This is a genomic window from Novosphingobium sp. IK01, assembly GCF_033242265.1.
Taxonomy (GTDB): Bacteria; Pseudomonadota; Alphaproteobacteria; order Sphingomonadales; family Sphingomonadaceae; genus Novosphingobium; species Novosphingobium pituita.
This window is the reverse complement of record NZ_BTFW01000001.1, coordinates 1,834,461-1,852,059: the sequence shown is the minus strand read 5'-3', so window position 1 is coordinate 1,852,059 and position 17,599 is coordinate 1,834,461. Positions and strand designations below refer to the sequence as shown.

General features: G+C 59.7%; 18 protein-coding genes, 2 pseudogenes and 1 other annotated feature. Of the genes and pseudogenes, 5 read left to right on the top strand and 15 right to left on the bottom strand.

The window, feature by feature from the left end; genetic code table 11:
• Positions 1-87: 87 nt before the first annotated feature.
• Together SBI20_RS08595 and SBI20_RS08590 are read right to left on the bottom strand one after the other, a co-directional pair.
• Positions 88-348: a hypothetical protein gene (locus SBI20_RS08595; protein WP_317974643.1), complete on the bottom strand. Its 261-nt coding sequence runs from the start codon at positions 346-348 to the stop codon at positions 88-90.
• A gap of 454 nt (positions 349-802) precedes the next feature.
• A complete protein-coding gene (locus SBI20_RS08590; protein ID WP_317974642.1) occupies positions 803-2,017 on the bottom strand; it encodes a polysaccharide pyruvyl transferase family protein in 1,215 nt (404 codons plus the stop codon).
• A 585-nt stretch (positions 2,018-2,602) separates the two neighbouring features.
• Here SBI20_RS08590 and SBI20_RS08585 point away from each other — a divergent pair.
• From SBI20_RS08585 to SBI20_RS08575, 3 genes and pseudogenes are all read left to right on the top strand, one after another.
• Positions 2,603-2,907 (top strand): annotated as a pseudogene (locus SBI20_RS08585) (transposase); the annotation flags it as partial.
• 208 nt (positions 2,908-3,115) lie between these two features.
• Positions 3,116-4,054, top strand: coding sequence for an IS110 family RNA-guided transposase (locus SBI20_RS08580; RefSeq protein ID WP_317973750.1), 939 nt, complete (start codon positions 3,116-3,118; stop codon positions 4,052-4,054).
• Positions 4,046-4,159, top strand: a sequence feature (AL1L pseudoknot). Its footprint overlaps the gene before it by 9 nt.
• Positions 4,069-4,992 (top strand): annotated as a pseudogene (locus SBI20_RS08575) (IS3 family transposase); the annotation flags it as partial. Its footprint overlaps the feature before it by 91 nt.
• Positions 4,993-5,295: 303 nt before the next feature.
• Here SBI20_RS08575 and SBI20_RS08570 read toward each other — a convergent pair.
• From SBI20_RS08570 to SBI20_RS08555, 4 genes are all read right to left on the bottom strand, one after another.
• The gene (locus tag SBI20_RS08570) at positions 5,296-5,907 is read right to left on the bottom strand and encodes a recombinase family protein (RefSeq protein WP_317974641.1); all 612 of its coding nucleotides are present in this window, start codon (positions 5,905-5,907) and stop codon (positions 5,296-5,298) included.
• On the bottom strand, positions 5,904-6,326 hold the full coding sequence (locus SBI20_RS08565; protein WP_317974640.1) for a type II toxin-antitoxin system VapC family toxin: 423 nt from the start codon (positions 6,324-6,326) through the stop codon (positions 5,904-5,906). Before SBI20_RS08565 ends, SBI20_RS08570 begins: the two co-directional genes overlap by 4 nt.
• Complete coding sequence (locus SBI20_RS08560) at positions 6,326-6,580, bottom strand: FitA-like ribbon-helix-helix domain-containing protein (protein WP_317974639.1); 255 nt, start codon at positions 6,578-6,580, stop codon at positions 6,326-6,328. Before SBI20_RS08560 ends, SBI20_RS08565 begins: the two co-directional genes overlap by 1 nt.
• A gap of 193 nt (positions 6,581-6,773) precedes the next feature.
• Positions 6,774-7,424, bottom strand: a complete 651-nt coding sequence (locus SBI20_RS08555; RefSeq protein WP_317974638.1) for a recombinase family protein — start codon at positions 7,422-7,424, stop codon at positions 6,774-6,776.
• A gap of 439 nt (positions 7,425-7,863) precedes the next feature.
• Between SBI20_RS08555 and SBI20_RS08550 the strand changes: the two genes are divergently transcribed.
• A complete protein-coding gene (locus SBI20_RS08550; RefSeq protein WP_317974637.1) occupies positions 7,864-8,715 on the top strand; it encodes a hypothetical protein in 852 nt (283 codons plus the stop codon).
• 515 nt (positions 8,716-9,230) lie between these two features.
• Here the strand turns inward: SBI20_RS08550 and SBI20_RS08545 are convergent.
• From SBI20_RS08545 to SBI20_RS08510, 8 genes are all read right to left on the bottom strand, one after another.
• Positions 9,231-9,839, bottom strand: coding sequence for an HvfX family Cu-binding RiPP maturation protein (locus SBI20_RS08545; RefSeq protein ID WP_008070457.1), 609 nt, complete (start codon positions 9,837-9,839; stop codon positions 9,231-9,233).
• On the bottom strand, positions 9,817-10,530 hold the full coding sequence (locus SBI20_RS08540) for an HvfC/BufC family peptide modification chaperone (RefSeq protein ID WP_232281092.1): 714 nt from the start codon (positions 10,528-10,530) through the stop codon (positions 9,817-9,819). Before SBI20_RS08540 ends, SBI20_RS08545 begins: the two co-directional genes overlap by 23 nt.
• A complete protein-coding gene (locus tag SBI20_RS08535; RefSeq protein WP_008070453.1) occupies positions 10,517-11,356 on the bottom strand; it encodes an MbnB/TglH/ChrH family RiPP precursor modification enzyme in 840 nt (279 codons plus the stop codon). The genes SBI20_RS08540 and SBI20_RS08535 overlap by 14 nt, the downstream gene beginning before the upstream one ends.
• Complete coding sequence (locus SBI20_RS08530) at positions 11,344-11,637, bottom strand: hypothetical protein (RefSeq protein ID WP_026166977.1); 294 nt, start codon at positions 11,635-11,637, stop codon at positions 11,344-11,346. The genes SBI20_RS08535 and SBI20_RS08530 overlap by 13 nt, the downstream gene beginning before the upstream one ends.
• 20 nt (positions 11,638-11,657) lie before the next feature.
• On the bottom strand, positions 11,658-12,635 hold the full coding sequence (locus SBI20_RS08525; protein WP_018075834.1) for an MBL fold metallo-hydrolase: 978 nt from the start codon (positions 12,633-12,635) through the stop codon (positions 11,658-11,660).
• A 33-nt stretch (positions 12,636-12,668) separates the two neighbouring features.
• Positions 12,669-13,751 (bottom strand): YeiH family protein, encoded by a 1,083-nt coding sequence (locus SBI20_RS08520; protein ID WP_050805637.1) that lies wholly within the window; start codon positions 13,749-13,751, stop codon positions 12,669-12,671.
• A 206-nt stretch (positions 13,752-13,957) separates the two neighbouring features.
• On the bottom strand, positions 13,958-14,848 hold the full coding sequence (locus tag SBI20_RS08515; protein ID WP_008070444.1) for a LysR family transcriptional regulator: 891 nt from the start codon (positions 14,846-14,848) through the stop codon (positions 13,958-13,960).
• A 360-nt stretch (positions 14,849-15,208) separates the two neighbouring features.
• Positions 15,209-15,517: a hypothetical protein gene (locus tag SBI20_RS08510; protein ID WP_317974636.1), complete on the bottom strand. Its 309-nt coding sequence runs from the start codon at positions 15,515-15,517 to the stop codon at positions 15,209-15,211.
• Between the two features lie 187 nt (positions 15,518-15,704).
• Here SBI20_RS08510 and SBI20_RS08505 point away from each other — a divergent pair, with 187 nt between their 5' ends.
• Positions 15,705-16,538, top strand: coding sequence for a DUF3800 domain-containing protein (locus SBI20_RS08505; RefSeq protein WP_317974635.1), 834 nt, complete (start codon positions 15,705-15,707; stop codon positions 16,536-16,538).
• A gap of 228 nt (positions 16,539-16,766) precedes the next feature.
• On the opposite strand, the gene SBI20_RS08500 is transcribed toward SBI20_RS08505, so the two are convergent.
• The gene (locus SBI20_RS08500) at positions 16,767-17,531 is read right to left on the bottom strand and encodes an IS6 family transposase (protein WP_063142267.1); all 765 of its coding nucleotides are present in this window, start codon (positions 17,529-17,531) and stop codon (positions 16,767-16,769) included.
• Between the last annotated feature and the right edge of the window lie 68 nt (positions 17,532-17,599).

Genomic DNA, 17,599 nt, shown 5'->3' with positions numbered 1-17,599 from the left:
ACCATGTGCACTGGTCACCGGAAAACGGAAAAGGGGCCGAAAAGTAAAACTCTTTGGCCCCTCAATCACGTTCGAATATCGGGGGCATCAGCTTCCGGTGGAAGAATCCCGAACCGCGAAGTAGAGGCCGGTTCCCAATGCGCCAGCGCCAGCAATGCCCATGAGTATCATGGCGCTGGTCGGAACTGCCTTGTTTTTACTGGAGACAGGAGCTGAGGTGCGGATCAGCTTCTTGGCTGCAATCGGCGCAACTGGCATGCCTGATGCGCGCGTCGAAGACGCCTGAGCCGTTCCCGTAATCAGTAGAGATGCTGCCATGCCAGCCGTAGTGATCTTCAAGAGCTGCATCGGAGAAGACTCCCACAATCGGACTATGTATTTTTACTACGTGCTTTTTTTCATAAATTCAACGCAGATTATCCGTTGTGGTGTGATTTTGCCTGAATCAACGATGTAAATCGTTATTGTTTAGCTATTTGCAATTTATGATCGTCGTTTAACGGCAAATAGGCTGCGGCGTCGTCTCGGATTATAAGTTAATGATTTAATGCAATAATGTTGATTTCGCGGATGATGCGGATATGTGTGCACGGTCGATCATGGCTGAAAAATTTTTGATGATTTGTGTCTGGTGAAGCGCCTGCTTGTTTTTGGCGTGGGGGCGATTCGCGATGAAAATTTGCCAGTTTTGGGGGGCGATCTGTATTTCCAAATAACCTTTATGGTTTTTTTAAAATCAGTTGTGCTGTGATTGTGGTGAATTTGGGGTCATGTCTTCAGGTGTCCCGGTTTGTCGCCCAGCTCAAAAGGCATCTGCGCACAAGGTCAGATTGTCCTGCATTTGCTTCCACAAGCGGGCTTGGGCTGTCTGGAGTGTGGCGTATGTAGCTTCCGGGGCGGCGACCACGCTTTCCATGCCTGCAATCAGGGCGTCACGAAAACCGGGTTCACGAATGTCAACGCCCCAGCCGGGCTGTCCGATATCTTCGAGGAAATAGTCCATTTTAGGATGTGATGAGAGCGTGAAGATCGGGCGCTGGAGTCCGAAGGGGACCATTTGCCCGTGACCGCGCATCCCGATGGTCAAGTCGGTGGTCCGGTAATAATCCAGAATTGTGCGCAGCCCGGCATGGGCAATGTCGATGATGTCGAATGTGAGGTCGAAGCGGCGCAGAAGCGGCAGAAAAAAACGGTCGCGCGGATCGTGGATGGCCACGCTCACGCGCCATCCGTGTGCCACCATATGGTGTGCAGCGTCGGCAATATCCCGAACGCAGGCCTCGACCTGACCGTTGAAGCGCCGCTCGACCCGGTCAAAGGCCAGGTTGATCGACAAGTGACGCCCTGGTGTGTGCTTGAAGTCGCGGGCAGGGGGGCTTGTGGCCTCATGAGCGGGGAGCAGATACGAAAGAACGGTTGTCGGGCAGGGTTGGTGGCGCAAGCGTGATGTCAGTTCGGGCGGAAGGTGCGTGCTAAGGGAGCGGATCGAACCGGTATTACGCAGTCCGACGAAGGCTGACTTGCGGACTGTCTCCACGACATGTGCCCCAAATCGGTCGGCGAAGTTCGATTGGCCGTGGAAGGCATTGTAGCCCACTGCGTTGAGTACGAGGGGGCGATCAAGCCGCTCGAGATCTTTGAGTGCGATGTTCCATTGCCAGCCCGACAGGCTGTTCGAGACCGAATCCGGGATGATCAATCCGCCTCCGCCGACCACCACGGCCCTGGCGTGAGCGTTGATGCGGTCTATATCGGCAGGGCGGACGGGGGCGCGCACCGGCAGTCGGGTCCAGGTCTGGGCGCCGAAGCGGGTATCGAACAGCATTCGCGTTGCCGTGAACAGGGCGGTATCCCCGGCATTGCCATTGCGGTGAACGCCATAATGCACGACGCTGCCGGCGGGCATCCCGAGCAGGCGAAAGGCGTCGAGCCTCCCGCGTTCTGCCATGGCACTGGCAGCGCGCCGCGGAAATCCGGCGGGATCGGTGCGAAGTGCCTTGGTGACTTTACTGAGCATCGCGCCCTTTCTCCCCCGCGCGCCGGTCGCGTCCCGGCGCGGTCCTGAATATTGTAGTATGTATCTGCTTTATATAACTTCCTGATGCGCATCAGTCCAATCTGTGTCGAATAAAAAATGGTATTTCTATTGCGCATTATATTTTTCAAATTTCAGTGTAATATATATTTGAATATAGGCCGGAGTAGCAAGGGGATCATATTCCGACCATATTTTAGGGAAGATTTGCAATGCGTTGCTGTCAGGTCGCATTGCCGCGTCACTGACGGGCCTGCGTGGTCTTGCTGCACAGGCAGTCGTTTTGCATCATGCGGACAGTCAACTTGGGCGTGTACCTTATTGGCGTGGCCAGCCCATGGTGGATATCTTCTTTACCCTGATGCCGGCGTGGGTCACGGGAGGTTCGCGCCTAAACAACTGGCGGGCCATGGTGATCTTTGCGTTCTGCGCGGTCGCTGGTCGGTTTTGGATGGGGGCTTACCGCGTCGCGGTCACCTCACCATCGCTTGGCAATGGATCGCCTGGATGGTGTTGAAGCGCCCCGGGTTTCCCGGAGGCTCCGATTTGTGAGAAGGAGCTTTCGTGATGAGCAAGACCCGGAACAAGTTTTCACCTGAAGTCCGCGAACGCGCGGTGCGCATGGTTGGCGAGCATCGCGCCGATTACGGCTCGGAGTGGGAGGCGATGACCTCGATCGCCAGCAAGATTGGCTGCACGGCCGAGACTCTGCGCCGCTGGTGCCGTGAGGAGGCGAGCCGACGAACGGCACCAGCGGCGCTGGCCGCCGATGACCAGGCCCGGCTCAAACTGCTGGAGCGCGAGGTCAAGGAACTGCGGCGCGCCAACGAGATCCTGCGCAAGGCATCAGCGTATTTTGCGATGGCGGAGCTTGTCTTATGAGAATTCCCGGCTCCTGAGGCAAAAGGGAGCCACAACCCGGCACCGCAGCTGCGGTGCCGGGTTGTGGCGGAGGCGGCGCCGTGCGGAGCTTGGTCTTGCAGGACCGCGGTCGAGTTTGGCGAGCCTCCGTCTTTTCTTACGACCTGAACGGATACGTGGGCTCCGGGCCCGAACGACAAGCAAAGGTAGAAAGAAGAGATGGCCAAGGATACCATCGGGATCGACGTGTCGAAAGACCGCCTGGATGCGTTTTGGCATTCCCAAGACGCAGCACTCAGCCTGCCCAACACGGTTGAGGGTTTCGCCCAGCTATGCACATGGCTGGGTAAGAATAAGGGGGTGTTGGTCGTTTTCGAGGCGACCGGCGCATATCATCGTGGGCTTGAACGATACCTCAGCTTGGCGGGGCAGCCTTTCATCAAGGTCAATCCGAAGCAAGCGCGGCGCTTTGCTCAGGCTATCGGCCGTCTGGCCAAGACCGACAGCGTTGATGCCAGGATGTTGGCACGAATGGGCGTGGTCCTTGATCTGGCCCCACAAGGCATTGAAGGCGAAGATATTCATGATCTCAGAGAGTTGCTGACAGCTAGGCGGGCCATGGTCAAAGATCAGATCACCGCAAAGACGCGTCTCGCCACAGCGAGCAACCCGCTTGTGAAGGACCAACTTTGCCGCCGGATCGATGACATCGACACGGACATCAAAGCCCTGGATCAAGTGATTGCGCAGATCGCTCAGCAGCGTGGCACCCTTGATGAGCGCATCAGACGCCTCATGACCATTCCCGGGATCGGCAGATTGACCGCGACCACGTTGGTGATCGACATGCCAGAGCTTGGACATCTCGACAGCAAAAAGATCGCCGCTCTGGCTGGGCTTGCGCCTATGACGCAACAGTCAGGCAAGTGGCAAGGCAAAGAGCGGATTATTGGTGGTAGGGCATCACTTCGACGGGCAATTTACATGCCTGCGTTGGTTGCCATTCGCTTCAATCATGATTTCCGTGACAAATATCAGCAGTTCGTAAATGCAGGGAAAGCAAAGAAGGTGGCTATCACCGCCGTCATGCGGCGCATCATCGTTCTGGCAAACACGTTGTTGCGTGAAGGACGCGATTGGCAACCTGTTCGCCCTTGACCAAGACGGATACTCGACCGCCGCGAGAAATGATGATGTCGTTCATCGACGCCCATCGTGAGGATCTGGGTATCGAGCCGATCTGCCATGAGTTGGCGATCGCCCCGTCCTCCTACCATGAACATGCACGTCGCCTGGTCGATCCCGGCAGGCGCCCCGCGCGTGCCCGTCGTGATGACGAGATCAAGGCGCAGATCAAGCGCGTCCACGAGGCCAGTTCCGGGCTCTATGGAGCACGCAAAGTTTGGCACCAGTTGCTGCGCGATGGCGTGGCTGTCGCCCGGTGCACCGTGGAGCGCCTGATGGCGGCCATGGGGCTGGCGGGCGCTCGGCGTGGCAAGACGACGATCACCACGGTCAGCAATCCGAAAGCCCCGTGCCCATTGGATAAAGTCAATCGCGAGTTCCGCGTTGAACGTCCCAACGCATTGTGGGTGGTCGATTTTACATACGTCCACACCTGGGCCGGCTTCGTTTATGTAGCTTTCGTGATCGACGCCTATGCCCGCCGGATCGTGGGCTGGAAGGTCAGCACGTCGGCTACCGCCGGCTTCGTGCTGGACGCCTTGGAGCAGGCGATACAAGCCCGCAGGCCAGGGCCGGAAGATGGCCTGATCCACCATAGCGACAGGGGCGTTCAATATCTCGCCATGAACTACACCCAGCGTCTGGCCGAAGCCAACCTCGTACCATCGGTCGGCAGCGTCGGCGACAGCTATGACAATGCCTTGGCCGAGACCATCAATGGCCTCTACAAAACCGAGGTGATCTGGCGTCAGAGGTCATGGCCAAGCGCATCGGCAGTCGAAATAGCAACCCTGCGCTGGGTGGATTGGTTCAACAACCAGCGCCTTTTCGGCCCCATCGGCTACATCCCGCCCGCCGAGGCCGAGGCAAACTACTATGCAGCCAGAGAGACCCTCGATATGGTTGCATGACTCAATTGAAAATGCCTCCGGGAAACCCGGGGCGCTTCACGTCGTTGCTGACGCACATCCCCGGAACGGCCACCTGGCGCGGGCAAGCTGAAAAACGGAGGGTCCGTTTACGGAAACCGTAGTCGCACAGCGACGGTTATCCGCTTGGGGCGAAGCCCAAACACGCAAGGGCAGGGGAGGCGTTCAAGTGCGTCAGACAGCAACACGCCCATGAAGGAACGGGACAATGCCGGATCAGCATCACTCAGGCGGATGCGAGCCTGAACAGGAGGGGGCGAACAGACCGCTGAGACCTTCGCGCAACTAACCGACCGGGCAGGGCAGGGGGCCTGCCTCTGAAGCGGATGCCTCTGTGGCTTGCTCGCGGCGGAGCCGCTTGTAGATAGCTTGGCGGCTTACCCCCAGCAGATCGGCGACGGACGCCACACTCATTTCAGCAGGGCCAGACATCAGCGCCTTAACCTGCTGCCATTGGGAATCGCTGATCGACGGAGGCCGCCCCAAGCGTTTGCCAGCGCGCCGTGCCGCCTGAAGCCCAGCATTAGTACGCTCTCGGATCACATCCCGCTCAAACTGAGCAAAGGCTCCAACCATATGAAAGAACAGCCGGCCACCGGGCGTCACCGTTTCGATCTGCTCGGTCAAGGACCGAAAACCAAGATCAAGTTTGGCCAGCAACTCCAACTCGGTGATGAGGGAGGTAAGGGACCGGCCCAGTCGATCTAGCCGCCATACAATGATCTCATCGCCAGCCCTGGCGTGCCTCAGCATGTCCGCAAAGGCCGGTTTGAGAACCATCGAGCCGCTGACCCCCTTATCCTCAAAGATACGCTCAACTCCCGCCGCGCGGAGCGCGTCAATTTGCAGAGCAAGGTTCTGCTCCCCCGTGCTGACCCGAGCATATCCCAGCTTCATTCCCCAGCCTCCCAAGGATTGATGACAGCCACTCCGCCAGCCTCGAAGGGGGCAACATCGCGCGTGGCAACAGCAAACCCCTTCGATGCGGCTATGGCGGCAATGTAGCCATCTGGTGTCGGAAAGCCCTGGCCGTTGCTCCGGGCTTCAACCGCCAGATCGGCATAATGCTGCGCGGCATCGCTATCGAAAGGCAAAATGCGCCCGGCAAACAGAGGCTCAAGGCCGGTGAGCACGGCAGCAAGGTTTTCCTTGCGACGACCTGCCGGAAGCATGACGATGCCAAACAGCAGCTCGGCCTGGCTAACCGATGTGAGAAACAGAACCTCCGCTGGCTGATCGTCAAGCCAGCGCCGCACACTCTCTGCCGGCTCAGGCTTCATCATTTCCGAAATGACGTTCGTATCAAGGACAATCATCAATCGAAGCTCAGCGGCTCAGCGGGCTTGCTGGCGCGGGATGCTTCCATTGCAGCAATGTCGTCACTGGTGAGCCCGGCCTCACGGCCAAGCTCCCAAAGAGCTTGCCCCATCTTCAGGCGTGACGCCGGCTTAACGGCTGCCGCGAGAATGGCACGCACTTCCGCCTCCGTGCTCTGACCGTGGCTTGCAGCGAGGGCCTTGAGCCCCCGATGGACGTCATCGGGTATATTGCGGATCGTCAAAGCTGGCATAACGCCATCACTCCTGCTATCAGAGTGGCAAAAATGATAGCATCTTCCAAAAATGTCAACTTAATCTGAATTTTTTCTGATTAAGTTGACAGTGCCGAATTAGGCCATTTTGCTGCACTGCACAATCCGAAGAAACCTCGGCCATTCCCAAGGTCCGCACCGCGCGAGGTTGTCAGTCAACAAAACCACCGTTTCACAGGGGGGGGCAGGGGGCCTCATCTGCTTCAGCGCGTCGCTCCCGAACGTCACGCGCAATTTTCGCTAGAAGCGTTCGACTACATCCTGTGGCGTCCATGACCTCACGCCAGGTGCGACCGTCTCCCAACATAGCAGCGATAGCGACATTGCGAGCCTTGTTCTCAGGTCGCCCTTTATACAAGCCCGCAGCCTTGGCACGCGCTGTGCCTTCGGACTGGCGCCGCCGCCTGTCATCATAATCCTTTCGGGCAACAGCAGCGAGAACATCGAGCATCATATTGTTGACCGCAGAAAACATCCGCGCGGTGAACTCGTCGCTAGTGGCGGCAAGGCTCCATGACGTGGGCAGGTCCAACGCCACGATCCGAACCTGCTTAGCGTCGATCTCCGATCGCAACTTCATCCAGTCCGGAGCCGTGAGGCGGGACAGGCGGTCAACCTGCTCCACCAAAAGAACGTCGCCGGGGTCACAATCTGCTAACAGACGAAACAACTCGGGCCGATCGAGCTTGGCCCCACTTTCATTCTCCATGTAGCGGGCGGCGATGCGCAAGCCCCGTTCGGTTGCGAACGCATCAAGGGCACCTCTCGCCCGAGAGGCGTCCTGTTGCGAGGTCGAGGCTCGAAGATAGGCACGAACGAACATGGGCGGTCTCTTTTAGGCAGTCTTATTTATTGCAGTCTTTTTTACGTTGTCAAACCGCAATAATGAGACCGCGCTGACGCTGGTCCTTATTAGGTACACCCATAAAAGACCGAGAATAATCCGATTAGTCGCCCCCGATGGCTGGCTACCTGACGATCCTCTGGAACAGCGGACTGACCGGACGCGACCACTTGCCGCCATTCAAGGGCCTAGAGGGCAACGACCGGTTTACGAGAATTCTGCCGCTAAAGTAGGTTGCATCCGGCCGGCACGCTTTGCACTTAGTGAATGGCGACAATGGCCTGGATTCAGAAGCAGCGGGTTTGGAGACCAGATCGGAGGTAGCTGCCGCCCGGACTCTGAAATTTGCCAAATCAGATAAGTTGCCTTACTGGTGCAATCGTATTGTTCTGGAATATTTCTCTTTTTTGAGGTGAATATGAAATATCTCGGGTTGGCAATGTCAGCTGCGCTCGTCACTGCGTCAACCCCGTCGGTTGCCCAGACCAATATTGCAGGGGCCATAGTGCCAGCTAAGTTTGACCTGCACAACGTTCCGGTTGAGTATGGCGTTGTCTCGTCTATCGATGTCAGGGTTCCTGTCAGCGCTTCCGTGCGGGCGGCGACATGGGACGCACTTACCAACAAACCATCGGCCTCCAGCCATGTGCGACTGGCCTGTATCGTCTGGACACATTCGGGCGCAGTTGGGGCGTGTGTTGCCGCATCACTAGTGCCTGCCGGTCAGGCGACCATCGACTGGGGTCAGTTGCGAGCGGCAGATAAGGCAGCAGAGCGATCAGCTAAATCCGTTGCCGCAAGTCTGAACTACGTTGCAGCACAGCGGATACACACTGCGCTATTGACGGCGCGGCGCGACAGTCCAATAATATTCGTAGTACGCTTTTTCGATGAGGTTGTGGCACCCGCCGATGCGCGCGAACCGTTCTCACCTGGAGAGACGGTTATGCTCCGTGATGTTACGCTCAAGCGCCCCCTAGATGGCACACTGTTGGCGGACCTCTATCCCAACATCGCTGTTCGAAAGACGATCAAAGCGCATATCACAGTCTCATGTCTTATCGAGCCATCCCTCGAGTTACTGTGCCGTGACCCTGGTTCGATACAGTTGAACCCCGCCGAGATCGGTAGCGACACAGACGAAGTTGTAAAAGATTTTCGCTTCTCGGCTTACCAGCTCGTTTCTACCTTGCAACCGGAGGCGCTGGATAAGGCAGGACATTCTGTAGTCGGAAAACTGCTCCGCGTGACTGTAGCCTTCAGCATGTAGTAAGTTTACAGCAGCATATCAACGACAATCGTTCGCCTGCGCGACATGTAGAAGGTCTCGAACAAACCATCTCGTTTCTTGAGGCGGTCGCATTCTCACTTTCTGTGCGAACCTAAATCATCCTCGATATCATCATTTATTGAAGAGAATTGCCTGACTGATAGGCTTGTCTGCTTTCGGTCGTGTACATTCCCGGTTGGGATAGCAGCAATCGTATCGCAAATTACCACGACAGTCAGCAAGGTTCGAACGTCCACTCCTGTCTAATGCCGTCGTTCAGCTTGCGTTTCACGAAGGGAAGCAATGTCCCACGACTGCGCGTTCCGATGCCAGCGGCACCCGACCAGATTGCGTCGTTCCGTGGCGCTGGCAGGAGTGTCCGCAATGACCGCAACTGGCCGTTTCACGTTTCGAGCATGCTGTGGGCGATATGATCGGCCGAAGTGAACAGCGATTTCAACGGCATTCGCGGCGTAGAAAAGCCAAGAATACCGTCGAAACCAAGGAGCTAGGTGTCAGACATGCGCCGCAGCCAGGGCGCCGTCCGGGCGTGCCCGGAACTGTCCGAGCCAATAGTCCAGACTTACAAAACGTCCGCCGCCGTAGAAGAAGAGGACAGCAAGCATGATGACATAGGTGACCGTAAACTCGATGCCGTTGTTGAGCACCACCGGGTCGCCATATTGGGTGATGTAGTTGAACCGGCCGGGAAAATTCTGTGCCAACCATTCCATGAAGGCCTGGAGCCGCATGGTGGACTCGGCGGTCTTTCCCGCGATTGCCGCCCACCCGTGCGACCAGTGGACCGACAGGCCGGCAACCGTCATCGTCACCATCAGCGGGATCGAGATCAGACGGGTAAACAGGCCGAGCGCCAGCAGGATGCAACCGGCGGTTTCCGTCGCCGTGGCGAGAGCCGCCATCAGCAGTGGGGCGGGCATGTTCAGCCCACCCTGTGCAACGGGGGCGCCAAACCACTGCACCAGCGCCTCGAAGCCGGTCAGCTTTGCGTGCGCGCCTTCGTAAAAGATGGGCAGCAGATAGAGCCGGATGGCGAGCGGGGCGAGGAAGTCCAGCGCGCGGGCCTTTTCCAGCGCGGTGTCAACAAGAGCGATCAGTTTCATGCGGGGTCTCCGATGGTCTTTGGGATGGGCAGAACAGGCCGCAGACCAGACCACGCGTCAGGCTGGTCTGGAGTTCGACGGCCGAGCAACAGGGCATGAGCGCGTCGAAAAGCCCGACAAGCGGCGCCGCTTCCTTCGCACGAACATGCTCGACCAGCAGGCAATCCGGCAGTGTCAGCGGCAGGGTGAGCACCTGATGACTGGCGGTTCGGAAAATCGCATGCGGGCGATCGACGGCGTCCCCCGCGACCGCTGGCCGGGCGGGATCGAACTGCAACAACACCAGACGGGCGGTGGGGTTTAGCGAAAGCCTGTCTACATCCGTGCTGGCGGGTGGCACCGATGCGGGGTCGATCTCTGCAGCGAGCAGCGCCCACTCATATTCCAGCAGCGCGATCTGTTGGGGCGACAATACAAGTTGGCGCTGCGCAAAAAGCAGAAACTCGGTGGCGATATGGTGGAACTGCGGGCGCGTCGCCGGGTGGCGCTGGATAAAGGCTTCGATCGCCGCATCCAGTGCCGCGCTGCCGATACCGCCGGTGAACAGCGGGAAGCTAGCCCGCAGGACGTCGGCGACATTCTCGCGCAGCAACTGGCCGTATATCTCCGAGCCGATTGTGCGGGCGGCCCGGCAGAAGCCGGCGAATTCCATCGCCATGGCGGGCGGTGCGGCGGTTTCAGGCGAGGACATGGCGGCCTTCGTCGACGGCGGTTGCGATATAGCCGAGATCAGCAAGCAGGACATCGAGCGCGGGCACTTTGTTGTCGCGTTCGAGCAGCAGCGGGCGCGCGCCATGCAGCGCCCAGGCCTTTCCTGCGAGCGCCATGACTGCGTCGGCGACTGGCGTGCCATGGGTATCGAGCAGAAATCCGTCGGCAAGTTCGAGATGCCCGGCGATGTGATAATAGACGATGGCCTCGGACGGCAGCGCGCGGAGGAACGCGTCGGCATCGGTGCCGTGGTTGCGCGCATTCACATAGGCGTTGTTGATGTCGAGCAGGATGCCGCAACCGGAGCGCGCGACGAGTTCAGCGAAGAACGCGCCCTCGGTCATCTCGCCGGGATAGCGATAATAGGCGGAGATATTTTCCAGAACGAGGCGGCGGCCGGTGAAATCCTGCACCTGCGCAATGCGGCCTGCAAGATAGGGTAGGTTCTCCGCGCGGCGCGGAACCGGAAGCAGATCGTAGAGATAGCCGGTGCTGTCGCGCGCGGCGCTCAGGTGATCGCTGTAGATGGCAATACCATAGTCGTCGAGGAACCGGGCAACATCGCGCAAGAAGGCGGTGTTGAGCGGCTCGGTATCGGCGATGGACAGGCTCAGGCCATGCGCGACCAATGGATAGCGATCAGCGATGCGGTCGAGTTGGTCGCGCTTGCGACCGCCGATCTGCATCCAGTTTTCGGGGGCGACTTCCAGAAAATCCAGACCTTTAACGGCCGGCAATTCGAGAAGGGTGTCGACGAACTCGGGCCGAAGCCCAAGTCCGCGCGCGCCTTCGGTCAGCGTCCGCATACGCCCTCCGCCAACCGGCTTTGGCTGTTTTCAGCGACCTTGTAGCCCTTGCCGGTCAGGCCGCACTTGCCGTCGCGGGCGCGGACCAGGACGCCGTTCGGATCGTGCCGGAGCTTGGTCTGGCTGTAGATCTTTTCGGTGCCGCACTTGCCGCTGGCGCATTTGCCGCCACCCTTGGCGGGCTGTGATGCGGTGGCCGGGGCGGGAGCCTGCGGCGCTGCATAAGCCGGGGCGGCAAGCAGAGAAGTGGCGGCGATGCCCAGGATCAGTTCATGCTTCATGATGATATGCTCCTTTTCATTCAATGGGAAAGCGGGAAGCAGGAGAGATCGCGGCCAGCAAAGACGGGGCCGTGATAATAGCGCTGGATGATCGCGACATTCTTGTCCTTGTCCTTCAGCGAGCGGCCCATGAAGTGGTCGAGGACGAGCATCTTCGGATGGATCTGTGCCGCGATCTTGCCGACGACCGTTGGCGTCGCATGGAGGAAGCGGGACTGGGCATCGGCATCATCGTCGATGGCGGCGGGCATCATCAGCAGGTCGGCGCCCTTGGCGAAATCGATGAATTCCTTGCGGCTGCCGTTCTGGTCGGCCGAGAGCACCATCACGCCCTTGGGCGTGTCGATGCGATAGGCGAGCGCAGGCACATCGCCATGCGGGATGCCCAGAGCGGAAATGGTGACGCCATCGCCCTGCCAGACCTTGGTGGCGACGGGGCTGGCGACGTTGACGTTCGAGGGGTGAACCGACAGGTTCAGGCCATCGGTGCCGCCAGACAGTCCGGCCAGATATTCAAACGCGCCATGGCCTCGGCCGAATTCGCGATCAAAGAAAGCGGTCATGCTGGGGAAGTTTGCATTGCCGCCGGGGCCAACCAGCGCCACGTCATGACGGCCGCTGAGGAAATAGGCGCCCTTCAGGATCGCCGGCAGGTCCGCCACGTGATCGGTGTGGAAATGCGAGATGCCGATGAAGTCGAGATCTTCGAGCCGGGCGCCGGTCTGGCCATAGCGCAGATAGGTGCCGCCGCCTGCGTCGATCAGCAGTCGCGCCTTGCCATCGATCCACACCACCGCGCCCGATGACGCGCGGGCGTCGTCCGAGACGGGGCCGCCCGATCCCAGCAACTGGAGGGTGATGCCGCTCTTGCAGGTGGTGGCATCGTCGGCGGCGGCTGTGGCGGGCGCCGCAGCCTTGCCGGTGGGCGTGGAGGAACCGGAACATCCGGCCAGTGCCAGCGCGGCGGCCAAGGCAGAGAGGGGGAGATACGGCTTCATGTTGGTCTCCGATGCGAGAAAAGAGGGGCCGGTTCAGGCCAAGGCCAGCAGGTGGATCAGGCCGAGGCTGATCGCCCCGAGCACGAGGAGCGAGAGGACGACAGCAGCAGTCACGCGGCCTCCGGCATGGGCCACCGTGCGGACATCGACCCCCAGACCGAGCGCTGCCATCGAGACGACGGTGAGCAACGTGGCGGCGTCGTTCGCCGGAGCCAGCGCGGCCTGCGGGATCAGGCCGAAGGAACGCAGCCCCATCAGGCCGAGAAAGCCGATGATGAACCATGGCACGAGGTGGTGCAGGGGCAGCCTGCCAAGGGCGGGGCGTTCGCCGGTGGTCACATGCGGGGGCAATTCGTCGGCTTCCTCGCGCAGCTTTGGCGCGATCAGCGAAAGGATCAGGCAGACCGGGCCAAGCATCAGCACGCGCACCAGCTTGACGAGCGTCCCCATCTGGACGGCGGTGGCCCCACCGGGCGCGGCGGCGGCGATCACCTGCGGCACGGCATAGACGGTGAGGCCTGCAAGCGCGCCGAACTGGTGGCCGCTCAGGTGCAGGCCAAAGGCGAGCAGCGGCAGCATCAGCACGACCACCACGCCCAGAACGGCGGTAAAGCCGATCGAGGCCGCAACGTCCTCGCCGTCCGCGCCGATCACCGGCGCCACTGCGGCAATGGCCGAGTTGCCGCAGATCGAATTGCCGCAGGCGACGAGCAGCGCCATTCGCGTCGGCAGCCCCAGCAATCGCCCGATCAGATAGCTGCTGGCGATGGCTGCACAGACCACGAAGGCGATGCCGATCAACAGGCCCGCTCCGGCGGCCATGATCGTCGCTGCGCTGACCGAGGCGCCCAGCAGGACAACGGCGAGTTCGAGCAGAACCTTGGCGCTGAACGTGATGCCGGGAAACCAGCGCTTGTCCGGCGTCCAGACGGTGCGGACGGTTGTGCCGATCAGGATCGCGAGGACGAGCGCTTCCAACCAGGTGCGCCCGAAAACCGCCGCTTCGATCCGTTGCAGGATGAGGGCGCCTCCGGTCACGGTCAGGCATAGTGCGAGGCCAGGCAGAAGGGCGCTGCCGGGCAGTTCGGGGTGGCTGGACAGGCTCTGTGTCGTCACGTTGCATCTCCTTGGTGAGACACAGATGCGACCAGCCGACCGATCAATCCAACGATCAATTTATATGGTTATGATCGATTTAAGTTGTTGATTGGCCGCGCTCCGGCCTGATCGCGCTGGCGATGGAGCGTCATCAACGCCCTCCGGCAGCGCGTTTTCTTGATCCGTCGAAAAATCCTCGTGATCAAACCAATCACTTGAAACGATCAGATCACCCAGTCCGGCTGCGCGTTGAAGCTCTTGATCGTATCGAGCAACGCATCGGCCGCCTTGCTCCGGTAACGCTCCTTCTGCCGCAGCCCATGGAAGGGGCGCGGGGGAAGCGCGAGCGGCAGCGCGAACAGCGCGCGGGCTTCCAGAAGCGGGGTTACGACCAACTGGGACAGCATCGCGCTGCCCACGCCCGCGCGCACCGCCGCAAGAACGGCCTCGTTGGACGGCAAGGTCAGCACCACGTTGAGCGTGTGCGGGTCGAGGCCTCGATCCAGAATAGCGGCCTCGAAAGTCGAGCGCGTGCCGGATCCGGGCTCGCGCATCACCCATGGGGCCGCCGCCAGCCATGCATTGGTGATCGCCTCGGCGGGGGTGCTGCTCACCAGCAACATGCGGTCTTCGCCCACCTTCCAGTACGCGAGCGATGGATCATCGACCGCCCCTTCAATGAAGCCCAGTTCGGCCTCGCCGTCCCGCACGCTGCGTGCGGCGCCTTCGGTGTTGGCGATCGCGACGGAGAGTTCGATCTCGGGATAGCGGCGGTGAAAAGCGGCCAGTCGCTCGGGCAGCCAGTAAGCGGCGATGGTCTGGCTGGCAACAAGCCGCAGATGGCCGCGCTTGAGCCCGGCATATTCGCCAAGCGCCAGTTCCGCCTCGGCCGCCCGCGTCAGCACGGCCCGCGCCTCACCAAGGAAGAAGCGACCGGCATCGGTCAACTCGATGCCGCGCCCCACGCGGTGGAACAGCTTGATGGCGTGCCGTGCCTCCAGCGTGGCGATGGCGGCAGAAGCGGCGGACTGCGTGACGCCCACAGCGTCCGCCGCTCGCGTCATGTGCTCGCGTTCGGCAACGGCGACGAAAATGCGAAGCTGTTCCAGGGTCATGCGCGGAGGTTAGCAGCTTCCTCGGATTTGTCATCGTCGATGGACGGCGTCGGTCGGCGGCGGTGCCGTTGGCCGACACCATGCCCCAACCGATCAGCGGCAGGGAGAGCCGAGCCGCACAGCGCAGCACACACGGCCTCCTATCGCAGTCACATTTCTGGCTAGCGGACAGTTCTCGCCATGCCGGATTTTGCCGATGAACCTGCCATTCAACCCTTTGCGCGGGAATGGCGGCATTGTCCCAGCCCCCGTCATTAACGGTACGCAGTGCGTTATAGGCATACCCATAAAACACCGAAAATAATTCGATTAGTCGCCCCCGATGGCTGGCTACCAGCCAATCGTCTGGAAAGTCCGCGCTCACCCAATGCGGGCAGCCTGCCAAATCTTTACCGCCTCGCTGACCTCTTCGGCGCGTAGTTGTGCCAAATTTCGTGACTTATATGGGGAATTGCTCCCCCGAACTCCCGGCGCACTATAGTGAATGTCATAGGCGAGTTGGTCCAGAAAAGATCGTCCATCGCTTTCGAAATTTTGCAACTCTTGTTTGTCAAGTTCGATCAAAACGGAATAGTCGACAAAACTATGGCTGCATGCAGCGTCGATAAATAGCACACCGTTATCTTCAAGCAGATACCAAGCATGTGGCTGATGATCGATAACGTTCATACTGGGATCATAAACCAACGTGGGCTGCTATCAAGCCTGCGGCCTCTGCTTCAGAATGAGGGCAGTCATTGCGCCTACTTGACAAAGGAGAGTTGACTGGCCATAACCGTCGGTGGACGCGGCTCATGGGCTGCCCCAATTCCGAAGCCCACGCTTAGCGTGGGCTTTCGCGATTCTGGGGTGCTAAATGCTGTATTTCGCCTATCTCGATGAATTTGGTCACATCGGCCCGTATGTCGCGCGCGACGATCCGGCATACAACGACAGTCCAGTCTTCGGGCTAGGAGGCATGATCCTGCCGGCATCGTCTGTTCGGCAGTTTTCGACTTGGTTCTACCAGCTGAAATGCAACATGCTGGCATGGGAGATCCAGAAAAGCGGTCAACATCCCGCGACATGGGAGAAGAAGGGTTCAGCCCTTTTCACCACCATCAACGTCGAGAAATATCGTCAGGTGCGTACAGCGGCCAACCGCATCCTCAACAAGATTCGCGCAAGCGGCGGACACGTATTCTATGTCGGCCTTGAAAAGAACCGCCCTGTCGCCGAGTTCAAGGCGCAAGCACTTTACCTGACCGTTTTAGGTGAGGCGATGAAACGCCTCAACCAATTTGCCGATCAGAACGACGCCGACATGGTGATCGTCATGGACGAACATCAGGATCGCGATGCGATCCTGACTCGCGCCAGTCAGGCGATGTATGGCGGCCCCTCGCCCCGTCGCCGAATTGTAGAACCCCCCTTTCAGGTGGAAAGCGAGCGATATCAGACCTGTCAGTGTGCAGACTGGTTGTGCGGCCTCATAGGCCGCGTAGGCGCTTACCAGGCGCGTCCCGACGAATGGGCCGACATGGCGTGGTCTCAGACCTACTTCCAGGATCGTCTCGATGCAGCGTCAATCCGCAGTTCTATCCGCCTGCAGACAGCCTCGGCCGAGGTAGACTCGGCGGAGGCCCTTCCTGCCGTTGTCGACACCGGTCTGGCCCAAGGGGCACCCGCCGGCAATGACGGGCCCTTGTAACTGAGGGGTCCGCAGCGCTTATAGGTTTACAACGTGCTAGAGCCGGTTGTCAGTCAACCAAACCACCGTTTAGTTTACAAAGAGAAGGGGACACGATTGAAACGGTAAGTACAGAACGAAGGGTAAGTGCTTGACGCGAAGGATCACCCCACATAGCAATATCTTGCAGTTCTGCGGGCTCTGTTGCAAACATTGGTGACGGCCGGGCAGCGTCACCCCGTCTGGGGATCAGGCAGCATTGGCAAAATGCTGATTGAGCACGTCCATGGCCTCGGTCATGACCGAGGGGCCAATGCCAAATGCTCTTTCGATCAGACGCACCTCTCCCCTGATCCCTGGCTGCAGGCACCATGCCCGGGCTTGCCCTTTGCGCAGGGCGCGCATGACCTCGAAGCCCTTGATCGTGGCGTAGGCTGTCGGCATCGATTTGAAACCACGCACGGGCTTGATCAACAATTTGAGCTTGCCATGGTCGGCCTCGAGCACGTTGTTCAGGTATTTTACCTGCCGGTGTTCGGTTTCCAGGGCGAGCTTCCCTTCTCGTTTCAACTCGGCGATTGCGACGCCGTAGCTGGGGGCCTTGTCGGTGTTGAGTTTCGTTGGTTTCTCCCAGCCCTTCAGCCCGCGAAGGGCCTTTCCCAGAAAGCGCTTCGCGGCTTTGGCGCTGCGGGTCGACGAGAGGAAGAAGTCGATCGTGTCGCCCCTTTTGTCGACCGCCCGGTACAGGTAGGTCCATTTGCCCCGAACCTTGACGTAGGTCTCATCCAGACGCCAGCTCGGATCAAAGCCTCGCCGCCAGAACCAGCGCAACCGCTTCTCCATCTCCGGCGCATAGCGCTGCACCCAGCGATAGATGGTCGTGTGATCGACATCGATGCCACGTTCCGCCAGCATTTCCTCGAGATCGCGGTAGCTGATGCCGTACCGGCAGTACCAGCGGACCGCCCATAGGATGACCTCGCCGGTAAAATGCCGCCCTTTGAAATCGTCCATCACAACTGACCTTACCAATCCAAGGGCCCAACCTTGGCAACCGCATCAGAGTTTGCAACAGAGCCGTT